24 protein-coding genes and 4 tRNA genes are annotated in these 24,197 nt (G+C 42.4%); 11 read left to right on the top strand and 17 right to left on the bottom strand.

Annotated elements, in window-relative coordinates; translation table 11 throughout:
- Positions 1-60 precede the first annotated feature (60 nt).
- Entirely contained in the window at positions 61-759 is a 699-nt protein-coding gene (locus tag Q9R24_RS01865; RefSeq protein ID WP_311203596.1) for a pirin family protein, read from the bottom strand.
- A gap of 180 nt (positions 760-939) precedes the next feature.
- On the bottom strand, positions 940-2,163 hold the full coding sequence (locus Q9R24_RS01860; RefSeq protein ID WP_311203595.1) for a L,D-transpeptidase: 1,224 nt from the start codon (positions 2,161-2,163) through the stop codon (positions 940-942).
- 205 nt (positions 2,164-2,368) lie between these two features.
- Here Q9R24_RS01860 and hemE point away from each other — a divergent pair, with 205 nt between their 5' ends.
- From hemE to Q9R24_RS01835, 5 genes are all read left to right on the top strand, one after another.
- A complete protein-coding gene (gene hemE / locus Q9R24_RS01855; RefSeq protein WP_311203594.1) occupies positions 2,369-3,439 on the top strand; it encodes a uroporphyrinogen decarboxylase in 1,071 nt (356 codons plus the stop codon).
- Between the two features lie 10 nt (positions 3,440-3,449).
- Positions 3,450-4,253 (top strand): DUF817 family protein, encoded by an 804-nt coding sequence (locus tag Q9R24_RS01850; protein ID WP_311203593.1) that lies wholly within the window; start codon positions 3,450-3,452, stop codon positions 4,251-4,253.
- 143 nt (positions 4,254-4,396) lie between these two features.
- A complete protein-coding gene (locus Q9R24_RS01845) occupies positions 4,397-4,867 on the top strand; it encodes a DUF3015 family protein (RefSeq protein ID WP_004279577.1) in 471 nt (156 codons plus the stop codon).
- A 77-nt stretch (positions 4,868-4,944) separates the two neighbouring features.
- Positions 4,945-6,831 (top strand): DUF4105 domain-containing protein, encoded by a 1,887-nt coding sequence (locus Q9R24_RS01840; RefSeq protein ID WP_311203592.1) that lies wholly within the window; start codon positions 4,945-4,947, stop codon positions 6,829-6,831.
- Positions 6,832-7,029: 198 nt separating this feature from the next.
- A complete protein-coding gene (locus tag Q9R24_RS01835) occupies positions 7,030-8,427 on the top strand; it encodes a diguanylate cyclase (protein WP_311203591.1) in 1,398 nt (465 codons plus the stop codon).
- A gap of 10 nt (positions 8,428-8,437) precedes the next feature.
- On the opposite strand, the gene Q9R24_RS01830 is transcribed toward Q9R24_RS01835, so the two are convergent.
- The 7 genes from Q9R24_RS01830 to Q9R24_RS01800 all read right to left on the bottom strand — a co-directional run bounded on the left by Q9R24_RS01830 (position 8,438) and on the right by Q9R24_RS01800 (position 13,861).
- Entirely contained in the window at positions 8,438-8,998 is a 561-nt protein-coding gene (locus Q9R24_RS01830; RefSeq protein ID WP_311203590.1) for a DUF4385 domain-containing protein, read from the bottom strand.
- A 114-nt stretch (positions 8,999-9,112) separates the two neighbouring features.
- Positions 9,113-9,547, bottom strand: a complete 435-nt coding sequence (locus Q9R24_RS01825) for a hypothetical protein (RefSeq protein WP_004646396.1) — start codon at positions 9,545-9,547, stop codon at positions 9,113-9,115.
- 323 nt (positions 9,548-9,870) lie between these two features.
- Positions 9,871-10,419 (bottom strand): GTP cyclohydrolase I FolE, encoded by a 549-nt coding sequence (folE, locus tag Q9R24_RS01820; RefSeq protein ID WP_004730181.1) that lies wholly within the window; start codon positions 10,417-10,419, stop codon positions 9,871-9,873.
- Positions 10,420-10,512: 93 nt separating this feature from the next.
- Positions 10,513-11,196, bottom strand: coding sequence for a Smr/MutS family protein (locus Q9R24_RS01815; protein ID WP_005246851.1), 684 nt, complete (start codon positions 11,194-11,196; stop codon positions 10,513-10,515).
- Between the two features lie 197 nt (positions 11,197-11,393).
- Complete coding sequence (gene trpC, locus Q9R24_RS01810) at positions 11,394-12,200, bottom strand: indole-3-glycerol phosphate synthase TrpC (protein ID WP_311203589.1); 807 nt, start codon at positions 12,198-12,200, stop codon at positions 11,394-11,396.
- Positions 12,201-12,220: 20 nt separating this feature from the next.
- Complete coding sequence (gene trpD / locus Q9R24_RS01805) at positions 12,221-13,267, bottom strand: anthranilate phosphoribosyltransferase (protein ID WP_005246849.1); 1,047 nt, start codon at positions 13,265-13,267, stop codon at positions 12,221-12,223.
- Between the two features lie 9 nt (positions 13,268-13,276).
- A complete protein-coding gene (locus tag Q9R24_RS01800) occupies positions 13,277-13,861 on the bottom strand; it encodes an aminodeoxychorismate/anthranilate synthase component II (protein ID WP_004646400.1) in 585 nt (194 codons plus the stop codon).
- A gap of 808 nt (positions 13,862-14,669) precedes the next feature.
- Here Q9R24_RS01800 and glnA point away from each other — a divergent pair.
- The 6 genes from glnA to Q9R24_RS01770 all read left to right on the top strand — a co-directional run bounded on the left by glnA (position 14,670) and on the right by Q9R24_RS01770 (position 19,836).
- The gene (glnA, locus tag Q9R24_RS01795) at positions 14,670-16,085 is read left to right on the top strand and encodes a type I glutamate--ammonia ligase (RefSeq protein ID WP_004279641.1); all 1,416 of its coding nucleotides are present in this window, start codon (positions 14,670-14,672) and stop codon (positions 16,083-16,085) included.
- Between the two features lie 90 nt (positions 16,086-16,175).
- Positions 16,176-16,451, top strand: a complete 276-nt coding sequence (locus Q9R24_RS01790; protein ID WP_004279642.1) for a hypothetical protein — start codon at positions 16,176-16,178, stop codon at positions 16,449-16,451.
- Between the two features lie 2 nt (positions 16,452-16,453).
- Positions 16,454-16,960, top strand: a complete 507-nt coding sequence (locus tag Q9R24_RS01785; RefSeq protein ID WP_004279643.1) for a chorismate lyase — start codon at positions 16,454-16,456, stop codon at positions 16,958-16,960.
- A 5-nt stretch (positions 16,961-16,965) separates the two neighbouring features.
- Entirely contained in the window at positions 16,966-17,847 is an 882-nt protein-coding gene (gene ubiA, locus Q9R24_RS01780) for a 4-hydroxybenzoate octaprenyltransferase (protein WP_243475418.1), read from the top strand.
- Positions 17,848-17,967: 120 nt separating this feature from the next.
- Positions 17,968-19,425: an alpha/beta hydrolase gene (locus Q9R24_RS01775; RefSeq protein WP_311203588.1), complete on the top strand. Its 1,458-nt coding sequence runs from the start codon at positions 17,968-17,970 to the stop codon at positions 19,423-19,425.
- A gap of 147 nt (positions 19,426-19,572) precedes the next feature.
- Entirely contained in the window at positions 19,573-19,836 is a 264-nt protein-coding gene (locus Q9R24_RS01770) for a hypothetical protein (protein ID WP_311203587.1), read from the top strand.
- Between the two features lie 186 nt (positions 19,837-20,022).
- Here the strand turns inward: Q9R24_RS01770 and Q9R24_RS01765 are convergent, their stop codons facing one another.
- From Q9R24_RS01765 to Q9R24_RS01730, 8 genes are all read right to left on the bottom strand, one after another.
- Complete coding sequence (locus Q9R24_RS01765; RefSeq protein WP_311203586.1) at positions 20,023-21,012, bottom strand: diaminopimelate dehydrogenase; 990 nt, start codon at positions 21,010-21,012, stop codon at positions 20,023-20,025.
- A gap of 316 nt (positions 21,013-21,328) precedes the next feature.
- Positions 21,329-21,772, bottom strand: coding sequence for a DUF2726 domain-containing protein (locus tag Q9R24_RS01760; RefSeq protein ID WP_004279650.1), 444 nt, complete (start codon positions 21,770-21,772; stop codon positions 21,329-21,331).
- Between the two features lie 61 nt (positions 21,773-21,833).
- A tRNA-Asn gene (locus tag Q9R24_RS01755) sits at positions 21,834-21,909 on the bottom strand.
- Between the two features lie 6 nt (positions 21,910-21,915).
- Positions 21,916-21,991 (bottom strand) — tRNA-Asn (locus Q9R24_RS01750).
- Between the two features lie 290 nt (positions 21,992-22,281).
- A tRNA-Asn gene (locus Q9R24_RS01745) sits at positions 22,282-22,357 on the bottom strand.
- A gap of 5 nt (positions 22,358-22,362) precedes the next feature.
- Positions 22,363-22,438 (bottom strand) — tRNA-Asn (locus Q9R24_RS01740).
- Between the two features lie 148 nt (positions 22,439-22,586).
- The gene (locus tag Q9R24_RS01735) at positions 22,587-23,213 is read right to left on the bottom strand and encodes a superoxide dismutase (RefSeq protein WP_004646486.1); all 627 of its coding nucleotides are present in this window, start codon (positions 23,211-23,213) and stop codon (positions 22,587-22,589) included.
- A gap of 153 nt (positions 23,214-23,366) precedes the next feature.
- Entirely contained in the window at positions 23,367-24,125 is a 759-nt protein-coding gene (locus tag Q9R24_RS01730) for a Nif3-like dinuclear metal center hexameric protein (protein ID WP_253175257.1), read from the bottom strand.
- Positions 24,126-24,197 lie beyond the last annotated feature (72 nt).

Below are 24,197 nucleotides of genomic sequence, written 5' to 3'. Positions count from 1 at the left end.
ATAAAAAATGGCTATTAATCACTGGGATCAATAGCCATTAGAGCTGAGAGCTTTAAAAGCTTAGTTGGGTACTTCCGGCAAATCAAACCAGATCACTTGCGCATCTTCGCTTGCTTTAATTTCTGTATCATCTAGAAAAGCAATTGCGCCGCCAGCTTCAACTGTATGTTCAGCGATCTGGACAGTGCCAGAAACAACATGTACATAATTAATATGCTGGGTCGCTTTCACTTTCAGACTTTGGCCTTGCTGAATCACCGCAGTTTTGACTTCGGCATTCTGACGAATATGCATCGGTGCATTGTCATTCGGACCACAAATCAAATGCCACTGGTTCGGTTGCTCATGCGGGTCAAGACGGATTTGCTGATAGTTCGGCTTGGCATCACGTTCATTTGGAATAATCCAGATTTGCAGTAAATGGACCTGTTCGTCGCCTTGGTTCATTTCACTGTGCCGCACACCTGTTCCTGCACTCATCAGTTGCCATTCACCCGCAGCGATTCCGCCATGATTGCCCATGCTGTCCTGATGGGTAATGGTTCCTTTCAGCACACAGGTCAGGATTTCCATATTGTCATGTGGATGCGTTCCAAAACCCTGATGTCCATCAATCAGGTCATCATTAATGACACGTAAAGCGCTGACACCCATATACTTTGGGTTATACCAGTTACCAAATGAGAAACTGTGTTTAGACTCCAGCCAGCCCATTTTTACATGACCACGATTTTCGCTAGGATGTAGAAAAGCATTCATGATTTTATCTCGACATTATTTTTAACTTGAGATCATCATACTGTCGTTTTATAACTGAAAAAATCTCAAATAGGCGACAGATCATTGCATTTTTGCAACGACAGAGCTGAAAGTAAACATAAGGAATAAAAAAGCCCGCTCAAAAGCAGGCTATTTTTATTCAAATCGGCAGACCGATCATCATTCTAAGAAACGAACCGTTACCCCAGATTTGACTTTACGGCCAAGATCATTGGCATCCCAGTTAGTCAAACGAATACAACCATGTGACGCTGTTTTCGAAATGGTAGACGGGTTTGGTGTTCCGTGAATACCAAATGATTTCTTGCTTAAACCAATCCAGATATTCCCGACAGGACCGTTAGGACCCGGTGGTAAAGATAGTGGTTTTAAGTTTTTACCTTGTACAAAGTTAGACGGTGAATAGCTGTACCAAGGGTTTGGTGCAACACCTGTTACTTTATAGGTTCCGGTTGGAGATGGTGTATCCGCACTACCAATGGTGGCAGGGAATGACGCGATCATTTGATTTTTACTGTTAAATAAGTACAGTTGTTTCGCGCCTTTATGTGCAACAATCAAGTGAATACCTTCAGGCAAGTCATTACGTACATTACTGACCAGTAATTTTTCACCAACTTTATTAAAGTTAGCATTTGGATTGAGTTTCTTTAAGAAATTCTCATCCATATGGAATTTTTCACTCAACATTTCACTGACACGTGTGTAGTACAAGCCTTTCATTTTCGCCTGTAACGCATAATCTGAAGGAATAGACTTGGCAAATGGGCCTGCCAGATCTTTTTCAGTAATGGTGTATTCAACAAAGGCTGGCTTAGAACCCTGACGTGCAACTAGTTTATCCCAGGTTTCCTGAGTCAAAACACCTGTCGGTTTAATGCCATTCATTTGCTGGAAAGATGCAATGGCTTTTAGTGTATTTTTACCGCTGGTTCCGTCAATCGCCCCCGGTGATGCATGGGCATTATTCAGCATGACATGTGCACGTGCGTAAACTGGGAATTGACCTGCACCGATATTTTCATACCACTGGGCATTATTTAAGCCGTCTAAAGTCCACGAAGCTTTGGTCGTTGCAGAGTTAGTCGATGCTTTGGTATTTGGTGCTGCGCCAATAGAAGCAGTCTGATCTTCGGTATCCTGTAGCTCATTCAGCGCTTCAGATGCCTGTTTTAAGTCTTGTTGTTCTTGTGCGGTAATTTGCGCTTCTGCAGGTGCTGCTTGGGCCGCTGAAGCTTCAGTTGCTAATGGATCAATCGGATCTTGCACTGCAACATCAGTCACCACTTGGGGTTTTAATGGTTGTTCAGCAGTAGACGCGGCAAAAACTTGACCTGCGAAAATGCAACCTAGACTCACAGCGAGCATTGTGCGAACGAACATGTAACTCAACCTTAAGAATTATTTCTTTAACTATGTGAAAAAACACTATAAGTATTACAGAAAAAATGTGGAGATGCAGTAGTTGTTTTGTGTAAATCACTAGGTTGCCGTTCAATCCGATCGGTTTTTAAAGTTGCCAGAAGTTATTAAAACTGCGGCCTTTTTGCTATGATGTTGGCAATGTCAAAGAAAGATGGGAATGTGAATGACGACCTTAAAAAATGATCGTTTTCTGCGCGCATTGTTGCGTGAGCCTGTAGATGCTACGCCAGTATGGATGATGCGTCAGGCTGGCCGTTATTTGCCTGAGTACCGCGAAACGCGTACCAAGGCAGGAGATTTCCTTTCGCTTTGCAAGAATACTGAACTGGCCTGTGAAGTAACTTTGCAGCCTTTACGCCGTTATGATCTTGATGCCGCGATTTTATTCTCGGATATCTTGACGGTTCCGGATGCTTTGGGACTGGGGCTGTATTTTGAAGCCGGTGAAGGCCCGAAATTTCACAAGACCATCCGTACCGAACAGGATGTCGCCAATCTGCCTGCATTTAATGCCAAGTCGGATCTGGATTATGTGATGAATGCCGTTTCGACCATTCGTTCAGCCTTGGGCGGTCAGGTTCCTCTGATTGGTTTCTCGGGCAGTCCATGGACTCTGGCAACGTATATGGTCGAAGGCGGTTCAAGCAAGGATTTCCGTTTTACCAAACAGATGATGTATGTGCAGCCTGAAGTTTTGCATGCTTTACTGGATCGTCTGGCTGATGCAGTGACTGAATATTTGAATGCGCAGATCGATGCGGGTGCACAAGCGGTACAGATCTTTGATAGTTGGGGTGGGGCATTAGCACATCGTGAATATATCGAGTTCTCGCTGAACTATATGCAGAAGATTGTCGCTGGTTTGCAACGTGAGAAAGACGGCCGCAAGATTCCGGTAATTCTGTTTACCAAAGGTGGCGGTCAATGGTTGGAACCGATGATTACGACAGGCGCAGATGCATTTGGTCTGGACTGGACCACGCCATTGAATGTCGCTCGTCAAACGGTTGCTGGTCGTGCAGCACTTCAGGGTAACCTGGATCCTGCAACTTTATATGGTTCATCAGACACCATCATTAAAGCGACAAAAGCCATGCTGGATGATGCCTATGCCAATGGCGAGAAAACCGGTTATGTTGCCAATTTAGGTCATGGTATTACCCAGTGGGTTGATCCGGCGAATCCAAAAGCATTTATTGATACCGTACATGAGTATAGTGCCAAATATCTTTAGGATGTAAACCTTGATCGATCTATTCAAATCAGGGTTTGAATTTACTTATAAGGCAGCTTCGGCTGCCTTATTTGGGATTTTACTCCTGCTCGCTTTTGCGCTGACTGCTTCTATGGGCAGCGATCTCTTCTTTGGTTTTTACCGGTATGACTATCTGCTTTTTTTTGCTTTGCTGATTCAGGTGATATTGCTCTATACCAAACTGGAATCCTGGGCTGAAGCCAAAGTGATTGCGTTATTTCATCTCATGGCCATGGTGATGGAAATCTTCCTGACCCATCCGGCAATTGCTTCCTGGCATTACCCTCAACCCGCAATATTTAAAATCCTGACCGTGCCTTTATTTGCCGGTTTTATGTATTCTGCGGTCGGCAGTTTTTTTGCGCGCTCTTTACGTCTATATCAGGTTTCATTTGAAAAATTGCCGCGTTTTAGCCATATGCTGACATTGGCTGTCTTGTCTTATATCAACTTTATGAGCAAGTTTTTTATTCCCGATTATCGGGTGATTTTATTTGTCTGGAGCGTGCTGATGTTCTGGAAAACCAGAATTCGCTTTCAGCTGAATCGGCATACTTTTCAGTTGCCGATGTTACCCGTACTGCTGATTCTGGCGTTTATTATCTGGATTGCCGAGAACATCAGTACCTTTTACCAGATCTGGCTCTATCCAAGCCAGATTGAGCAATGGCATATGGTGGGATGGGGCAAACTGGGCTCCTGGTATTTGTTGTTATTGCTGAGTCTGGTGTCAGTACTGAAAATCTTGGGACAGCGTAATTCACAAGGCGATTGGGCGCTCAAAGAACAGTAAAATCAATCAGGTTATGTTTATGTAAAGCATACATTTTTTCAATTGCGCCAAACTTGACTTGTCGCTACTCTGCTGAGTATGTAGTTTAAATTACATTATTAGAGTAATAACAAAGATTGCATGAGAATAATTGGAGAATAACTATGTTGAAAAAAATTATGCTGGCGGCGGTATTGGCGACAGGTTCAAGCATGGCGATGGCTGACCGAGATGTCGGTTGTGGTATCGGAAGTCAGGTGTGGGCGGGTCAGTCTGGTATTATTCCTAAACTCTTTGCAGGTACGACCAACGTTCTGTTCACGAATCAGTGGCTCGGGATCACTTTTGGTACTTTGGGTTGTAGCCAGGGCGGTACCGTAACCGCTCAAGTGGTGACCTTTACCAATGAAAACGCTGAAGCACTGGCGCGTGATATGGCAGTTGGTGAGGGTGAAAGCCTGAATGTTCTGGCCGAACTTTTGAATATTAAATCTGAAGATAAAGCTCGTTTCTTTAGCGTTTCCAAGCAGAATTTCTCTGAAATTTATTCCGAAGAAAACCAGAATACATTACAAGTTTTAAGCACCTTACAAACTGTGATGGCCAAAGATGAAGTATTGAAATCCTACATCTGATCCGCACCTCAAAAACCCTGCTGTTCTGGCAGGGTTTTCTTATGACTAAAAGAAATTGATGAGAATAAGTTAACTGAATGAAATATGCGTTCTTCATGTTGGGCCTGACATTCAGCCCTTTAAGTTTTTCTAGTGAAATTAATCCAGACATCCAGCATTATCTAACTCATGCCGAAACCCAGCGTCTGGATCAGAGTACCACCTGGCAACGTCTCATGTATGCCAATCCCCAAGGTCATAGCGAGGTTAGCTATTCGGGCTATTTCCTGGCAGAGCAGGGAAAAACTGATTTAAAAAAAGAAATACAGCATAACATTCAGGTTTTATTTTTGAGCGCAGAGCCGAATCAGTCCGTGCGCTGTAAGTTTCCTGCACGCAGCAGCTGGTTAATACAGCAATTGAATATTTCCGAGCAACAATTGCCTGCGGTCAGTTGTCCGGATTTGGATAAATGGATTGGCGAAGTCAAGCCTTATCAGGCAACCCTGATTTATGCCACGGATTTTATGGGTAATCCGAGCTCCATGTTCGGGCATACCTTGTTGCGGCTGGACCCTAAAGACCAGCAACAACTCAATCTGATTTCTTATGCAGTCAACTATGCCGCAACGGTCGATGGCAATGACAACTGGTCCTTTGCCTGGAAAGGGCTGACCGGACAATATCCGGGTGAATATTCCCTGATGCCGTATTACCGCAAGGTCAAAGAATATGGTGACTTTGAAAGCCGGGATTTGTGGGAATATGAATTAAACTTAAGCCCGCAAGAAACCAGATTTTTGGTACAGCATCTCTGGGAAATGCAAAATGTAAGTTTCCCTTATTATTTTATCAATGATAATTGTGCTTATCGCCTGCTGGGGCTATTTGATCTGGTACGTCCCGAGTTAAATCTACAGAAACAGTTTAATTCGACTGCGATTCCGATTGAAACACTGAAAGTCGTAGAACAGCAGGGTTTGATCAAACAGAAAGTTTACCGTCCAGCGCTTGAAACTCAATTGCTGGCTCAATCCAGACAGCATGGCAAAGCGCTGGCAAAAACTGCGCATCAGTTAGCTTATGCAGAAACAGGTGTAATGCTTTCAATTTTGCAGCCTTATCCGGCAGAAGATCAGGCCAAAATTCTGGAAATGGCCTATGATCATTTATATCTGGACTTTCTCCGACAAAAAGTCGATGAATCTTTTGTTCAACCACGTTTTCGCAAGTTATTAGGCTTAAGAAGCCAGCTGGATATCGAGAAACAGCGTAAAGCACCTGAACGTCCAAAAATAGATCCGGTACAAAGCCATCATGCACGCAATATCAGTCTTCAGGCCGGACAGGTTCAGGGAGAATCCTTTGTCCAGCTTGGACATCGGCAGGCTTATCATGATCTCATCGACCCGCAAGGCGGTTTTCGAACCGGCACACAATTGCTGTTTCTGGATGGGGCTTTGCAATATCGTGACAGTGAGCTCAAGCTGGAACATCTGGATCTATTTACTGTCAATTCCTATAACCCGGTCAATCCGTTTAATACGCCATTATCCTGGGGTTTTAATCTGGGCTGGAAACAGGAGGCACTGGATGCGCATGGCCAGTTTAGTGAAGATGAACAGCATGGCGTCGCCAGCTTAAAAACTCAGGGTGGTTATAGCTGGGCAAATGCCAGCCGTGAACATCTATGTTATGCGCAAATGCAAACTCAGCTACAGGCAGGCAAGGCACTGGATCAAGGCTGGCGCGTAGGTGCTGGCCCTACTGTGGGGTGCCAGAATATCTGGAGCGATCAGATTAACAGTCTGGTGCAGGTGGAACTGCCTTATTGGGAAGATTCGCATCGCTGGCAGCTGAAACTGAATACTGAACTCCAATATGCATTCAATCCACAACATGCACTTCGGCTGTCTTGGGAATATCAGCAACAGCAGTCCAAAGACTGGGATCAATGGAGTCTTGGTTTGATCCGGTATTTTTAAGATTTAGTTAAAACTGATTAACACTATTCATAAAGTGCTGTGTATCCATGAGGCTGCTGTTCGGTTTTCCCTTGTATAAAAAAATTGGCTAGGTTGGGTACAAATAATCTGGTCGATATTTTAGGAAAAATACCTGATATTTGTTATATTTGTCACATAATTTGAGTGAAAATAGCAAGGTTTTGGGGAACAGACAGTATGAATAATGAATGCATGGCAAGACTGGCCGAGCAATGGGAACAGATCTGTCAAAATTATTCATCTGATGACTTATTGCATGCCTTTCACTTTATTCAAGATCATTCCCTGATTCTGGTGGAAGAATTCTATAAAAACATGCTCCTTGAAAAGGAATCTGCAGAATTCTTTTCCGATGACTTGATTCAACAGCGCTTGCGCGACACTTTAAATGCCTGGCTACTTGAAAGCTTTGGTGTAGGAATTAATAAACGCTATGCCGATGCCGTGCAGAAACAGGCGATGGTGGGGCATGTGCATGCACGTGTCGGAATTCCGTCCTGGCTGATCATGCGCGGTGTACGTGAAATTGAGCGTAAAATGTTTGAACTGCTGGATGAGAATCCTGACCACAGTATGTTGACCACCTGCAGTTATATTGTCCAGATCATGGGATTTGCCACAGAAGTCATGTGCCGATCTTATGAAGCCAAAACAGCCATGAATCAGGAAATTAAACACAGTTATCGTGTTTTTTCAGCGATGCAGGATGTGGCCGTACAAAAAGATAAACAGCGCAGTTCATTGCTAGACTGGGAAAATGAGCTCATGTTCAAGGTCTTTTCTGAGCATGAAAAATTGAATCATCCGATGTTGTCCAAGTCGGAGTTTGGTTTATGGTTTATTCATAAAGCCTCTTATGCTTTTACCGGTTCTGATCAGGTCGATTTAATCATTGAGCGAATTTATCAAGTCGATGAACTTAATCAAGATATTATGGACTGTACGGACAAAAACAATATGCTGGGACTGATCCAGCGAATCCGTGACTTGAACCGTGAGATTCAGTTGTTAGTAGATCAGTTATTTCAGGTGGCCGAATATATTGAATCAGGTAATGATTCATTGACCCAGTTATTGAATCGTCGTTATTTGAATACCATTATTTCACGTGAAATCACTTTTTCCCGTAAGAATCATACGCCTTTGTCTTTACTTGCCATTGATGCTGATTATTTCAAAAGTATTAATGACAAATTCGGACATGCAGCAGGTGATCTGGCTTTGAAATTTCTGGCCGAAGCATTGCAAAAATACAGTCAGGGCAGTGATTATGCTTTCCGGGTCGGCGGTGAAGAGTTTTTGCTGTTACTGGTGGATACTGATGAAAAACGTGCCCTGAATATTGCCGAAAGTGTGCGTAAATATATTGAAAATGGCATGATTAATTCGGCACAAGGCCAGCAGTTTAAATTTACGGTCAGTATTGGTTGTGTGCTTTATGATGGACATCCGGATTATCAGCGCTTCCTGAATGCGGCAGATTCTGCCTTGTATATGGCGAAGAACAACGGGCGTAACAGAGTCTATATGGCTCATCAGTCCTTGAACCCAGTCGCACAGCCACTCTCTGTTTAAATAAAAGGTTTTATCCAGTTGCAGACTGCTGCTCTATAAATTCCTGAAATTTCTTTTTTTGCTGAAGATATTCGGGATGATTTTTAGCTTCATCCCATTTCTGTTTAAAGATTTTGGCAGCAGCGGCTTTAACCGGGTCTTCCTGATTGCGCGGTAGCTCTGAACGGCCATGCGCGCCACTTAAACCTTTTTTGTCTTCCGGAACCGGGCCATCGTATTTTTTGCCACCTTTATGGTTGGCATAACGCCGGGCACGGGTAAAACCCATCTGTAAAAACTTGCGTGCCATGTCCGCACCAATAAAATCTTCTTGTTTTAAATAGTCCAAGAAAAGCTGATAGATTTTCTCGCTACTGGCTTGGGCTTTTGCTTCATCTGCAAAGCGCCAGTGTGGCAGGATTTCCGATTTATAAGGCTCAACCAGTAATACACCTTGTTCACCACGGCCAATCCGGTAGAGCTCGGGTCGTTTACGAAAATTAATCTTTGCAAAGTCCAGAGAATAATCAAAACTATTCGAAACTACACGTGACGGACGTTTTGGTGGGGTTACTTTGGCAGATGACTTCATATTCGGCCTTTTCTGAAATTTAAAATGACTCAATATTTCAGCTAATACAAATTATAAAAACGAAAGGACAAGATACAGAAAAGCCCCTGTCATTTAGAGCTAGGGGCTTTCATTTTACTTCGATTTTTTTGAACTGGTCTTCGAGGTTTTAGCCTTGGTTGACTTGCTCTTAGAGGAGCTACTCGACTGCTTTTTAGCAGGCGCCGATTTTTTTGAAGAAGACTTTTTCACTTTAGTGTCGTCTTTACTCTTGTTGCTGCTTTTCGCTTTAGCCGGTTTTTTCGCGGAAGAGGTCTTTTGGTCTTTCGCTTTATCACTGGCTTTTGAGCTCGAATTTTTCTTCGCCTTCACTTTTTCATCTTTGCTGGCATTGTCTTTCTTAGAAGATGCCGCTTTAGATTTACTGCTCGCCGCTTTTTTAGTGACTTTGCGATCACTGTCTTTGTCACTACTCTTATTCGACTTTTTCAGTTTCTCATCTTGGGTCTTTTTAGCAGTTTTTGCTGATTTTTTGCTGTCTTTCGCCTGGTTATTTTTACTATTCGCCATGGTTACTTTCCTTATCATTAAAAATCAATCAGAAAGATATAAAGCGCTTTGCTGTATATCAACTTCAAATTACTTTAATGGGAGAGCGGCAGGATTAAAACTTTATCGTGTATCCAAGTGTAGGCTTGTTGCAAACACAAGCAGGAATTGTTTGAGTTCTAGACTGAAACATAGCAAGTTTTGGGACAGGTCTTTAAACCCTGTTACCAGGTGTTATTTATAGCAAGTGAGCTTTTGAATTAAGTATTGATATCCTCTTCCTTTAAAAGCAAAAAACCCCGAATGATCGAGGCCTTGAGTAACTTATTTTTAAGCTTTAATAATTAATAGCTTTCTGGAACCGCACTTAAAAATTCACGACGTGTTTCTTTGTCGGTTTTAAAATCACCAATAAATGATACCGTACGTGTGGTTGATTCCTGCTTGCCTACACCGCGCATCATCATGCACATGTGCGCAGAATCAATCATTACTGCAACACCGCGTGCTTTGGTGACTTCAGCCACTGCTTCTGCAATTTGCTGAGTCAGGTTTTCCTGAATCTGTAAACGGCGCGCAAACATTTCAGTAATACGGGCAAATTTGGACAGGCCTAAAACATGACCTTCCGGCAAATAGGCAATATGTACGCGGCCATAAAATGGCAACAAGTGATGCTCACATAGCGAATAAAATTCGATGTTTTTGACCAGTACCATTTCACGGTTATCGGAAGGGAAGACCGCCTTGTTGGTCACTTCTTCAAGTGTCTGGCTATAACCCGAGGTTAAATATGAAAATGCTTTCGCAGCGCGCACAGGCGTATCTTTGAGACCAGGGCGATTTAGATCTTCGCCAACGGCAGTAAGAATGTTTGCGTAGGATTGCTGCATAGTCATATGACGTATTCACTTAAACTGAGAATGAACAAGGACGGCATTGTAGCAGAAAACTTTTACAATGCCTTGTTTTGAGGCTAAAACCGTTTACTGTTTGAACTTTGGATTCTTTTCTGCACGTTTGAGCAGAACCAATACTGCACCGGTACCGCCTTGCTTTTCAGGTGCACTGACAAAAGCTAAAACATCGCGATGCTGACGTAGCCAGCCGTTGACATAGGTTTTTAAAATCGCTTCCGGACCTTTGCCATGTACGATTTTAATCACGTTCTGATTTTCATCTTTGGCGATCTGGATAATCTGCAGCACGGCTTGACGCGCTTCTTCCACGGTACAGCCATGCAGATCCACAGCTTCAAACCAGCGCAAGTTACCGGCTTTCAAGTCTTCAAACACTTTATGCTGCAAGGTGGCGATGCGATAGCTCAAGTTGGCCTGACTGCCGACAGGATTGAGCATGGCCTGAGTATCTGATAAAGCCATTGCCTCTGTTTCCAGCGGGCCAGTAGCCGCTGCACGCTTTGCCAGGATTTGTGCATCCGGCTTTTTCTTGCGTGGTTTGTCCAGTTGAACCGTATTTCCCGATTCAATTTTTTGTACGCCCTGCATTTGCTTGCGGAATAATTCCAGTTCTTCTAACGCTTCTTGCTCGACAGTCTTTTCAACAGGTGCAGCAACGACCGCAGGCGTTTGCGGCTGTGTAATTTGCTTCTTAAAAGATTTCAGCAGGTTGTACTGATCTTTAGATAATGAAGAATCGTGTTTACTCATAATGTAAAAACAAGGGAGATGCGGAATTTACAAGAATTATAGTCTGAAAATAGACAAAGGAGAACTGAATTGCGTTCATGACATTGCTGAGGATTTTAAATACGCTCGAGAATCTATGATCTACTTTTCAATATTGAAAATAAAAAAGCCCAATCCTGAGATTGGGCTTTTTTAATGCTTAGGTGAGCATTTACATTTTAAACCGCTTCAGGCTCACCAAACAGATCGCGGAAAGCATGATCCGGACGTGGCTGTTTCATGAAGCTTTCGCCGACCAGAAAGGCGTGAATATCATTTTTCTGCATCATCGCAACATCCGCAAGTGTGGCAATACCACTTTCAGTCACCAGCAGGCGTGAAGGGTCCAGTAATTTTTTCAAACGTAATGATGTGTTTAAATCCACATCAAAGGTTTTTAAATTACGGTTATTTACACCGAGCAGACAACGATCAGAAAGTTTTAAAGCACGGGATAGTTCTTCTTCATCGTGAACTTCAACCAGTACATCCAGATGATGTTCAAATGCAGTTTTAGACATTTCTTCTAACTGCTGGTCAGACAGGCAAGCCACAATTAGCAAGATACAGTCTGCATGCAGGGCACGTGCTTCGATAACTCCATAAGGATCGATCAGAAAGTCTTTGCGCAGTGCAGGCAGGTCGCAATGTGAACGGGCAATCTGAATGTTGTCATCGTGACCCTGGAAAAAGTCTACATCGGTCAGCACCGATAAACAGGCTGCACCTGCCTCCTGATACTGTGCTGCAATTTCCGCAGGGTTAAAGTTCTCGCGAATAATGCCCTTGGATGGCGAAGCTTTCTTAATTTCAGCAATGACACCCGGACGTTTCGACACTAAAGACTGGGCAAAACCACGCACAGGTGATGCACCTTGTGCCAGTTCTTCCAGATCTTTATAGCTTTTCTGCTTTAAACGTAGGGCAAATTCTTCTTTTTTACGGTCAACAATCTTGCCTAAAATTGTGTTTGCGATATCCACCATGATCAAAATCCCTGACCGAATTAAGCTTCGTAATGTTTAATGGTTTTGGTAAATTCAGACAGCACACTCATTTTTTCAAGTGCCTGACCGCCGTAAATAATGTCATGTGCCAGCGCAACACCTTGCTTATAGCTGCTGGTTAAACCGGAGACATAAATACCCGCGCCGGCATTCAGCGCGATCATGTTCGCGGCTTTATCACCGATGTCTGATTTTTTCTTGCCCAGCGCGTCTTTGATCAAAGCCAGACTTTGCGCAGAATCTTCCACAATCAGTCCGGTCAGAGTTTGCGACTCAATATCGACCGATTCAGGAATAATGTCCCATTCGGTAACTTCGCCATTTTTCAGTTCAGCAACATGAGTTGAGGAGGCAATACTGATTTCATCCAGCCCATCACGTGAATGTACCACCATCACATGTTCAGCACCGAGCTGTTTCATGACTTCGGCAATAGGACGGCAGAGTTCATTGGAAAATACCCCAATGACTAAACGATTTACTCCGGCCGGATTCGTAAGCGGGCCAAGTAAGTTGAAAATGCTGCGAATCCCTAATTCTTTACGTGGGCCGATTGCATATTTCATGGCTTGATGATGATTGGGTGCAAACAGGAAGCCGACACCGACATCACGGATACACCGTTCAGTCTGCTGCATGTTCAGGTCAAGATTAATCCCCGCCTGTTCCAGTAAATCTGACGAACCTGATTTGGTCGAAACGCCGCGGTTACCATGTTTGGCAATGGTGGCGCCCGCTGCTGCAATTACAAATGCCGAAGCAGTAGAGACATTAAACAGGTTTTGACCATCACCGCCTGTACCGACGATATCGACCAGATAAGGAATGTCACTGACATCAATTTTAGTGGCAAGTTCACGCATGACACGTGCAGCTGCGGTAATCTCATCAATGCTTTCGCCTTTAAGGCGTAAGCCCATCAGCAGGGCACCAATCTGGGCATCGGTCGCTTCACCTGACATGATGGCATGCATCACGTCTTGCATTTGATCCTGAGTCAGGTGAATGTTTTTAGTAATATTGCTTAAAGCTTGTTGAATATTCATAAGATGTTCTTAGGCATAAATTTCGAGAAAGTTTTTAAAGATTTGATGACCATGCTGGCTCAGAATCGATTCAGGATGGAACTGCACGCCTTCGACCGGCAATGTCTTATGTTTCACACCCATAATTTCTTCCATAGAGCCGTCCGCTTCATTGGTCCAGCAGGTCACTTCCAGACATTCAGGCAAGGTAGCTTGATCAATCACCAGTGAATGATAGCGCGTTGCAGGAAATGGAGAAGGAAGATTGCTGAAAATCCCGGTATCACTGTGGTACATATCAGACAGACGGCCATGCATCACACGTTTAGCACGCACGATATCACCGCCAAATGCCTGACCAATACTTTGGTGACCAAGACAAACGCCCAGTAAAGGAATTTTGCCAGCAAAATGCTGAATAGCAGGAATAGAAATCCCTGCTTCACTTGGCGAGCACGGGCCGGGACCAATCACTAAATACTTAGGTTGCCATCGCTCTATATCTTCCAATGTCACGGCATCATTACGGACTACTTTTACTTCTTGATTCAGTTCGCCAAAATATTGGACGATGTTATAAGTAAAGGAGTCATAGTTGTCGATCATTAAAAGCATGAGCTTAACCTATTGAAATTAATGCACTTGACTGTGCTAATGTTGTCCAGATCGTACTTTATTTATACGTGTTGCAAGCACTTGCCTGACACAACTAAATCATTGATTTCATTGTGTGAAAATAAAGCACGCTTCATCATAGCAAAAAATAGCTGCATTCGGCGCAACAATTTCGCTCAATTTAATAGCTTTAATAACCTGTAGGAAATTAAATAAAAGTTTTATAATGATTTAAAGTAATAGGCTTATTCATAGAAAGTTTTAAATGAGTATTTTTTAGAGTAAAACTTAAAAATGAAAAAATGAGATCAAAGAGAGGCTAAAAGTTTGATGAAAAAAACATCACTTGAATAATTAAGCTTTGTATAAACTTTTCTATTGAAAGTAGATTTAAAGAAAATGCCTCATAATAGGCATACAATCCCAAATGAATCGCAAAATTTTCTTTACTGATATCTACTAAAAAAAGCTCAATTTTTAGCCAAAAACAAGTAAAAATATAACAAAAGTAAGAAAAAGCAGCATATTTGCTATAAAAAGCTATGTTTCTTATACATTTTTATAGATACATGCACTATTTAGGTGCGCTAAAAAATAAAGCTGAAATAAAATAAATGAAGAATGCTTGAATATAGTGCATTTAGTTTTGCAGCTAGTATAATAGCCGCAAAGTATTTTTGTCACTTCATGATTTCTTATAAAGATTTCAAGATTTTATCTATACTTTTAAAAGTTGGTACGGTAATTGCTTAATAACTATCAACTGCTAACACGCACTTCACGGGTGCAACAAAAACATCGGAGCAAAATGAGCATGGCGAACAAGGTCCTTCAACTCATACAAGAAAGTGGCGCAAAATGGGTCGATTTTCGCTTTACTGATACCAAGGGTAAAGAGCAACACGTCACTTACCCAGCAGACAGTATTGATGAAGATACATTTGAAGACGGCAAAATGTTTGACGGTTCTTCAATTGCAGGTTGGAAAGGCATCGAAGCATCGGACATGATTTTACGTCCGGATGCGGCAACAGGTTTTATCGACCCGTTCTTTGCAGAGCCAACAGTTGTTGTAACTTGTGACGTCATCGAGCCATCAACTGGTCAAGGTTATGATCGTGACCCACGTTCGATTGCGCGCCGTGCAGAAGAATATTTGAAATCTACCGGTATCGGTGATACTGCATTCTTTGGTCCAGAACCAGAATTCTTCGTATTTGACGAAGTAAAATGGGAAATCGACATGTCTGGCGCGCGCCATACATTGATCGCTGAAGAAGCTGCTTGGTCAACTAACAAAGACTACGAAGGCGGTAACTCTGGTCACCGTCCACGCGTAAAAGGCGGTTACTTCCCAGTTCCTCCTGTAGATTCTTCACATGACATGCGTGCAGACATGTGTGCGCGTATCGAAGACATCATGGGTCCAGGTCGTGTAGAAGTACATCACCACGAAGTTGCTTCTTGCCAGTTAGAAATTGGTGTGAGCTTCAACACTATGGTGCGTAAAGCAGACGAAGTTCAACAGTTCAAATATGCGGTTTGGAACGTTGCGCATCAATATGCAAAAACAGCAACCTTTATGCCTAAACCAATGGTTGGCGATAACGGTTCTGGTATGCACGTGCATATGTCGATCTCTAAAGACGGCAAAAACCTGTTTGCTGGTGATGAATATGCAGGCCTTTCAGAAATGGCGTTGTACTTCATCGGTGGTGTAATTAAACATGCCCGTTCTTTGAATGCGATCACTAACCCTTCTACAAACTCGTATAAGCGTTTGGTTCCACATTTCGAAGCACCGATTATGCTTGCTTACTCAGCGCGTAACCGTTCTGCATCTATCCGTATTCCTTACGTGTCTAGCCCGAAAGGCAAGCGTATTGAAGCGCGTTTTCCAGATCCAATGATGAACCCGTACCTAGGTTTCGCGGCATTGTTGATGGCTGGTCTTGACGGTATTCAAAACAAGATCCACCCAGGTGAAGCTGCTGACAAGAACTTGTACGATCTTCCACCGGAAGAAGAAGCAAAAATCCCTACAGTGGCGCATAGCCTGGATATGGCGCTTGAAGCACTTCAAGCGGATCATGATTACCTGTTAAAAGGTGGCGTGTTCACGAAAGAAATGCTTGATGCTTATATCGAGCTTAAAACTGAAGAAGTTCGTCGTCTAAACACGACTACTCACCCAGTTGAATTTGATATGTACTACAGCTTGTAATTCATCACGAATTAAAGCGAAGAAAACCCGCGCATGTCGCGGGTTTTTTTGTATCATCTATTTATAATTTTAAATGATTGATGGGCTTAAATGGCACAACGTAAAAAGCACACCAGCTTTTATCCATGGATTGATCCAAAAGATCATAACAAAGGTTTTAAGTTGAACTTCTCTGAAGTGACTTATCTTGAAGTGGGGCGGACTCCCGAGGGTTATAAGCAGGCTCAATTTGTGGCGCTGAAAAATCCTGAAATAGCGCTGGATTATGCTTATCCAGAATCATTTTATTTGAGTGCTGAAGGTTTTATTTTAATTAAAACCCCACAAGGCAAATATGAAATCATTGCAAAAACAGATAACTGTTAACAATGAATAGTCGTTCTAGAAATCAAAATCAGCGTGTGTTGCTGTCAACTCTGCCTGTTGAGTTAAAACCGTGGCTGTATGCATCGGGTTCACTCACGCAACAACTGACCGATTTGGCGCAAGGACAATTCCATGTCGAGCCAATTCAAGAGCATTTTCAGCGTTTAAGCTTTGCCAATGCCAAATGGATGCAGATGTCACATCAGCATACTTCCTGGGTGCGTGAAAGTTATCTCTACGGCTCGGAACAGTCTCCTTGGGTGAAAGCCAAAAGCATCTTTCCGATTTTAAGCCTGCAAAAAAAAGCCCGAATTTTTCAGCATATTGGCACCAAACCGATTGGCTGGTTTCTGTTTCAGCGCACTAATCCACTGTGCCAGCGCCGGGTGGTACTTTTAGATGAGGGCTGGACCCGTCAGAGCTGCTATACTTGGCACGGCTGTAAATTTATCGTACAAGAAACATTTTTACCGGCATTTGAACACTTTATACAAAATTCACGGGCTTGATTTTTATGGCAACCGCACAAGCAATCACCTGGCGTGAGCGTCTTAGCGCCTATTATTATCTTTGTCGTTTTGATAAACCGATTGGGACTGAACTGGTTTTTTGGCCTACCATGTGGGCGCTGTGGATTGCCGCTCAGGGAATGCCACGTATTGAAATTTTAATTCCCATGATTTTGGGTGTGATTTTTATGCGGGCAGCAGGCTGTGCCATTAATGATTTTGCTGACCGTAAAGTTGATGCGCATGTGGAGCGTACCAAAAACCGTCCGCTAGCGACCGGGATTATCAGTGCTAAAGAAGCCGTGATGGTATTTCTGGTTTTGGTGGCTGCCAGCGCCTGCCTGCTTCTTTTCTTGCCGATTGAAACTTTTTACTGGTCATTTGGGGCTTTATTTCTAGCGTTTATTTATCCTTTTATGAAGCGCTATACCCATTTGCCTCAAGTCTTTTTGGGGTTAGCATTTTCCTGGTCGATTCCGATGGCTTATACCGCAGTGGGGCAAACGCCGGATTTAACCTGCTGGCTCTTATATTTTGGCAATCTGGCCTGGACTGTAGCTTATGATACCCAATATGCGATTGCGGATCGTGAATATGATTTAAAGATTGGAGTGAAATCTACAGCGATCTTATTTGGCCAGCATGACATTCAAATTATTAGTGCTTTACAGGCCGTTAGTATTGTGTTGATTGCTGCGGCACTTTGGCTAGAAAATTTATTGCTTCCATTTGGTCTGGCTGCATTAATTGTTGTTGCTCTTGATTTTATTTACCAATGGATAAAAACACGTGATCGAGATCCTCAATGGTGTTTTTGGGCATTTCGTCACAATCGCTGGGTTGGCTTGTTAATTTTTTGCGGTATTTTTATGGCTTTGGTCGTTTAAAGATATTTATCTTAAAAGTTAAGTTGGCATAAAGCATCCTATTCGGGTGCTTTTTTTTATGCCTTAATGGAGCTTGCATGTAGTTTCATGCTTAAAAATAATGATTAAAAAGGATATCTTATGAAATTTACAAAAATAGCAGTTGCATTGGCAGTTTCTGTTTCCATGCTGTCGTTAACAGCTTGTAATGATGATAATGACTCATCTATTTTGACTCAGAAACCAACATTTATCTCAGAAGCTAATTATGCTTTGGATAGTGTCGATAGTAGCTCATCGATCAAGGTGATGACCTATAACATGACCAATGTACAGGGGAAAACAGCAGAAGCAACGGCTTTGGTATTGTTTCCTGATGCGCCGCAGCCTAAAGATGGCTATCGAATTGTAGTTTGGGAACATGGGACTGTGGGTGCTGGGGATGATTGTGCGCCGAGTAAGAATATTATTCACCCTCGTTTTAAAATATTAGCCAATAGTTTATTAGCAGCAGGTTATGTCATTGTTGCACCTGACTACGAGGGGCTAGGTACAAAAGGTGTACATCCTTATCTAAATTTATCTAGTGCAGCACAATCAGCAATTTTTGCTGTTAAGGCAGCGAAAGCTCATTATGGTACAAAGCTGAATGGTGAATGGATGTCGATTGGTCAATCACAAGGTGGACATGCATCATTAGGCACTGCAGAATTTGCCAATACAGATACCAGTTATAAGGGAGCAGTTGCAGGTGCACCAGCCTCAAGTTTAGGTCAAATTATTCAAATTTATCTTGATCCGAATTTAAATGTTGATACGAATGGTCAGCCTAACGCGCAAGGACTGAATCGATTGGATGAGCAGTTGATGCAAGTGCGTTATGCAGTAAGTATGGGACAGCTAACGGGTGCGCAAGGGCAAATGCTTATCAGTCAAATTGCAGATGGATATGCAGAGCTTTTAGCTTATGCGGCATTAACCAGTTCAGGTATTAAGGCGTATGAACCCAATTATGATTTGAAAAGTATCTTTACTGCAGATGCGGGCGTGATTGCAGAGCAAGCCTATGGTCGTACTGGTGATGAAGGGGCGTGTTTAAGTTATTCAGACCCGAACAGTGCGAATGGTCTACAAGAACAGTTTAAAGCTGGGATACTTGAATTCTTAAAAGATTCAAATCATATGATTTCTCAGTATGGAATTAATTTAAATAAAATCCAAACAGATCCAGTGGTTCAGAAATTCTTGCTTGATAATCAGCCTGCAACTAACGCAACTGCGGCTAAAGTGATTAAAACACCAGTTTATATTATTCAGGGTGCAGATGATCAGGCTGTATTGCCACCTGTTACTCAAGCATTGGTTGCTAATATGAAATTACAGGCAACCAAATATTTCCCACAAGCCGACTATTCAAGTAAATATGAGTTGGATGTTGTACCAAATGCGAGTCATACGCAAGCGATAGTGTGTAGAAATGAAAAAGCTGTCGATTTTATTCAAGCACACATGCCTGCAGGAACTGGCATCGTACTAACTAGTGCGCAGAAAGATGCAAGTACCAGTCCGCATTGTACAGGCACTGCAGCAACCAATTAATTTATGTTGATTCAAAAAAAGGAGCTAGTCTCCTTTTTTTATGTAAATTTTGGGCTTAACAAAAGCCTGTGAATACAAGACTTGAGCTATGCCTTTATTTTGTTATATTGGGCACAGTAATTAAATGAAGAAATGAAAGTAGGTTTTATGTCTGAGCAGCCACAGCCCCGCAACATCAAAAAGTTAGTGATCTTTGGTACGCTTGCACTTTGTATTCCGGTATTTTTAATTAGTATGGCATTTCTTGCAATGAATAGTGATGCTAAAAATCAGGAAAAATACAAGCAGCAGCAGGCAGATATGATTGCACGTATTGAAGCACGAGAAGCTGCGGAAAAGCTCAAAGCAGAGCAGGATGCTAACGCAAATTCAACACAAGCTGCGTCTGAAAGTAGTGCAACAGCACCTTAATCTATCTAAGATCCCTTTGCACTTATCTAATACTGCAAATGTCTGTGTAGTAGATAGTTGCATCGTTTGTCGAAAACTATTTCATTTGATTGTAGATATTTGATATTTCGTAACTAAGCAATCCGAACTCTAAAACAAAAAAATATAGCCATCAATCATACGATCGGTGGCTATATTTAAATCATCTTAAAGCAATTCTTCGCGCAATTGCTCAGGGGATTTAATTGAAAGTAGGGCGGGTGCTACATCTAGGGCTGTTTTAGCACCATATTGCTGAGTTTGATTCAGGCGGTAGCAGGCACGGGCATAAGCCACTAGAACACTTGCAGTAAACTCCGGATTGCTATTCAGCTTTAAAGAAAACTCAATCACCTGTTTTTGTGCATCACTGGTATTACCACTACGAATGACAAAACCGCCATGTGGCATATCCTGATGATCTTTCAGTAATGTTTCCTCACTGATAAAATTCACGGTCGTATTATAATCCGCAAAATAATCAGGCATGCTGACGATCGTTTGTTCAACTGTTGCCGCATCAGCCCCTTGTTCCAATACCACATAACAGTCACGATGATGTTTATCTTTGGTGCTTAACTCAGGTCGTGTGCCACTGCGGACTTGTTCAATCGCATCAGTAGATGGAATGGTATATTGAACACCAGCTTTCACCCCTGCTACACGGCGGATCGCATCTGAATGTCCCTGGCTTAAACCTTTACCCCAAAAAGTATAAGTTTCGCCATCTGGTAATAACGCTTCACCAAACAAACGGTTAATCGAGAACATGCCAGGATCCCAGCCAATAGAAATCATAGCTGTTTTTTTGTTAGCAAGGGCAGGTGCATCGACTGCAGCATAGTATTCCGGAATACGTGCATGCGTATCAAAACTATCTACAGTATTGAATTTACTTGCAAAGATAGGCGCCTGTTGTGGCAAGTCATCTTTAGAGCCGCCACAAAGAATCAGCACATCAATTTTATCGCTAAACTCATTTAATAGTGCATCCATGCTATACACTTGAGTTTCTGCAAAGCAAGGAGAGACGCCGCTTGGTGAGCGGCGAGTAAAAATACCGACAAGCTGCATATCAGGATTTTTCTGGATGGCAGTTTCAACACCGCGGCCAAGATTACCGTAACCCGCGATACCAATACGAATAGAATTTTGCATAAATAAACGATCACTGAATAAAAAAACAACGCCAAAAATAAGCAAGGTGATGATGGCCAGAAATGGAACAGGCCAATCAGGTCATCTGACTTATATTTTGTTTTCGAAAGGATTATAGAGCGATAATTTAAACTTTATCACCCTAATCCTGCAGAAAGGCAGGTTTAACTGAGAATGCTTGTGATGAGACGCTAAATTGGACGAGGATAGGTTAGTTTTGAAGCATGAAAAGCTGCCGAGAAATTAAAAGCGGAGCAGGAGGCTTTGATTAATCCAATTCAAGCTGCAGCGAGAAATATCGAAATTGCAGCTTAATTTATTTTAAATCCCTTTGCAGTTGTCTGATAGTCGGAATCTGGGTGTATCGAATCACGGTATAGCCTGCTGCAATCAGCATGGCATCGCGTTCAGCATCTTCCTGCTCTTTGCCAATATGGCTCGGATCATCCAGTTCGACAATCGCCACTACATTATATTCACGATCAAGTACCACGAAGTCTGTGACTTTGCGATTAAATTGATTGCGCATTTTCATCTGATCGTGCGTGATCAAAGCGCTAAACGCGACTTGTGCCAGAATGTGATGATGAGGAAAGGCATCTTTCAGACGTGTAAACATCCTGCTTTCAAAAGCAGTAATGACGCGCTTCGGATAGAATTTCTTTTGACGGGTGAAGAGATGTGGGAAGAGCAGGCAAACTAATGCAAAAGTTGCCAGGCAGCCAATCACAAAAAATATAAACTGACTCAAATTAAACACAGATCACAAAAGGGGAGAATAAAAAAACCCACTTCGCAATGAGTGGGTTTCTTCAGAATCTTGGCTCTCCCACCTGGGCTCGAACCAGGGACCTGCGGATTAACAGTCCGTCGCTCTACCGACTGAGCTATGGGAGAATAGATTGGCTCTCCAACCTGGGCTCGAACCAGGGACCTGCGGATTAACAGTCCGTCGCTCTACCGACTGAGCTATTGGAGAATCTGACAGCGATTATAGAGAGATTTGAAAAGGGGTCAAGGCACTTTTAGAAAAAAGCTGCAGAAATTGAATCAAGTGTTTTAAAAATAGTCGAAAAGGTTTGTAGTTCAAACTGTTATGTTTATGTAAACCGGTTCTAATAACAAAATCGCGATCAGCCTGAATTTTGATAAGTGATCTGGATCATAAGAAATGAGAGGTTGATCGCACATATAAATCAAGATGATCTCAATTTAAAAAATACAGCTATAAAAAAACCCACTTCGCAATGAGTGGGTTTTTTAGAATCTTGGCTCTTCCACCTGGGCTCGAACCAGGGACCTGCGGATTAACAGTCCGTCGCTCTACCGACTGAGCTATGGAAGAATAGATGGCTCTCCAACCTGGGCTCGAACCAGGGACCTGCGGATTAACAGTCCGTCGCTCTACCGACTGAGCTATTGGAGAATCTGATCGGCATTTTAGGGAGGAATAACCAGGTCGTCAATCAATTAATGTAAAGAAATGAATTGTTTGCTTTATTAATATTCATTTAGTGCCTAAAAATAAAAAAATCACCCGAAATGGGTGATTTTTTTAGCAAAGAAATAAAAAATTATTTCTCAACACCTGCAGGCTGACCTGCATATTTCGCATTTGCATAATCCCAGTTTACTAGGCTTTCTAGGAAAGTAGAGATGTACTTAGGACGAGCATTACGGAAATCGATGTAGTAAGCGTGTTCCCAAACGTCAATCGTCAACACTGCAATTTTACCGTGCGCCATTGGCGTATCAGCATTTGAAGTTTTCATGATTGAAAGCTGACCGTTTACTTCGTCAGCCACTAACCAAGCCCAACCTGAACCAAATTGAGTAGTTGCAGCAGCAGCAAATTCTTCAGCAAATTTTTCATAAGAACCGAATGCTTCGTCAATTTTCGCAGCCAAAGTACCAGTTGCTTTACCGCCACCGTTTTTAGCCATACAGTTCCAGTAGAACGTGTGGTTCCAAACTTGAGCCGCGTTATTAAAAACACCCGCTTTAGAAGCATCACCAGCAGTTGCTGTAATAATTTCTTCTAGAGTTTTGCCTTCAAGCTCAGTACCAGCGATCAGGTTATTCAGGTTAACCACATACGTATTGTGGTGTTTGTCGTGATGGTATTCTAAAGTTTCTTTGCTGATGTGTGGAGCAAGATCTTCGTAGCCATAAGGTAATGCTGGTAAAGTAATGGTTGTCATGTTTTCAATTCCTTGCATTTTGCTGGGTTTTAACAATAAGTGGCTTTATTGTAATAGATAATCGGGCAGAAATGGGCATCGTGTATAAATAACAATACAGAATAAAGCCTGAAAATATATGAATAAAGCCACTGATCATAACCGTCAGTCGAATTAAATCGGATTGTTTAATTCGAAATAATCATACTCAATATTAAACTGTTCTGAAATAGCCTTGGCCAAGCGTTGCACACCGTATTTTTCAGTCGCATGATGGCCACAGGCATAATAATGGACATTCAGTTCCTGAGCTTCATAAAAGGTGCGTTCGCTCACTTCACCTGAAATATAGGCATCACAATCTTGTAGTGCCGCTTTTTGAATATAATCCTGCGCACCACCGGTACAGAAACCGACTTTATGGATTTGAGTTTTTTCAGCAGGAAGATGAATCGCATCAAAGCCCAGCTTTTCTGAAACATAATTTTTAAAATCTTCCGGACTCATTGGCTGTTTTAAATAGCCAATATTGCCAATCGGACGTTTTTCACTCGGATCCAGCTGTTCGATATTTTCGAGTTCCAATAAATCCGCAATGGCAGCATTATTTCCCAGAGTTGGATGACTGTCTAAAGGTAGGTGATAGCCAACCAGTGAAATATCATTTTGAATCAGGGTTTTAATGCGTTTACCACGCATTCCCGTAATTGGGTAGGCTTCTCCTTTCCAGAAATAGCCATGATGAACCAGCAATAAATCTGCGCCTTGCTCAATTGCAGCTTCAATGGCACTCTGGGAAGCAGTCACAGCACAGAGGATTTTATTCACCTCGGATTTGCCTTCAATCTGCAAGCCATTCGGTGCATAGTCCTTAAATTCACGTGCTGCCAAAGTTTGGTCACACCATTGAATAATATCGTTCAAATTCGCCATAAAATTCCTGTAAGTTTAAAAACTTGCCCATATTTATCTATAGGTCTAATTGTAACTAAAGCTGCACAAATC

Source organism: Acinetobacter sp. RRD8, from assembly GCF_031844225.1.
Classification (GTDB): Bacteria; Pseudomonadota; Gammaproteobacteria; order Pseudomonadales; family Moraxellaceae; genus Acinetobacter.
The sequence above is the reverse complement of the archived record's forward strand: the minus strand, read 5'-3'. Positions and strand labels throughout refer to the sequence as shown.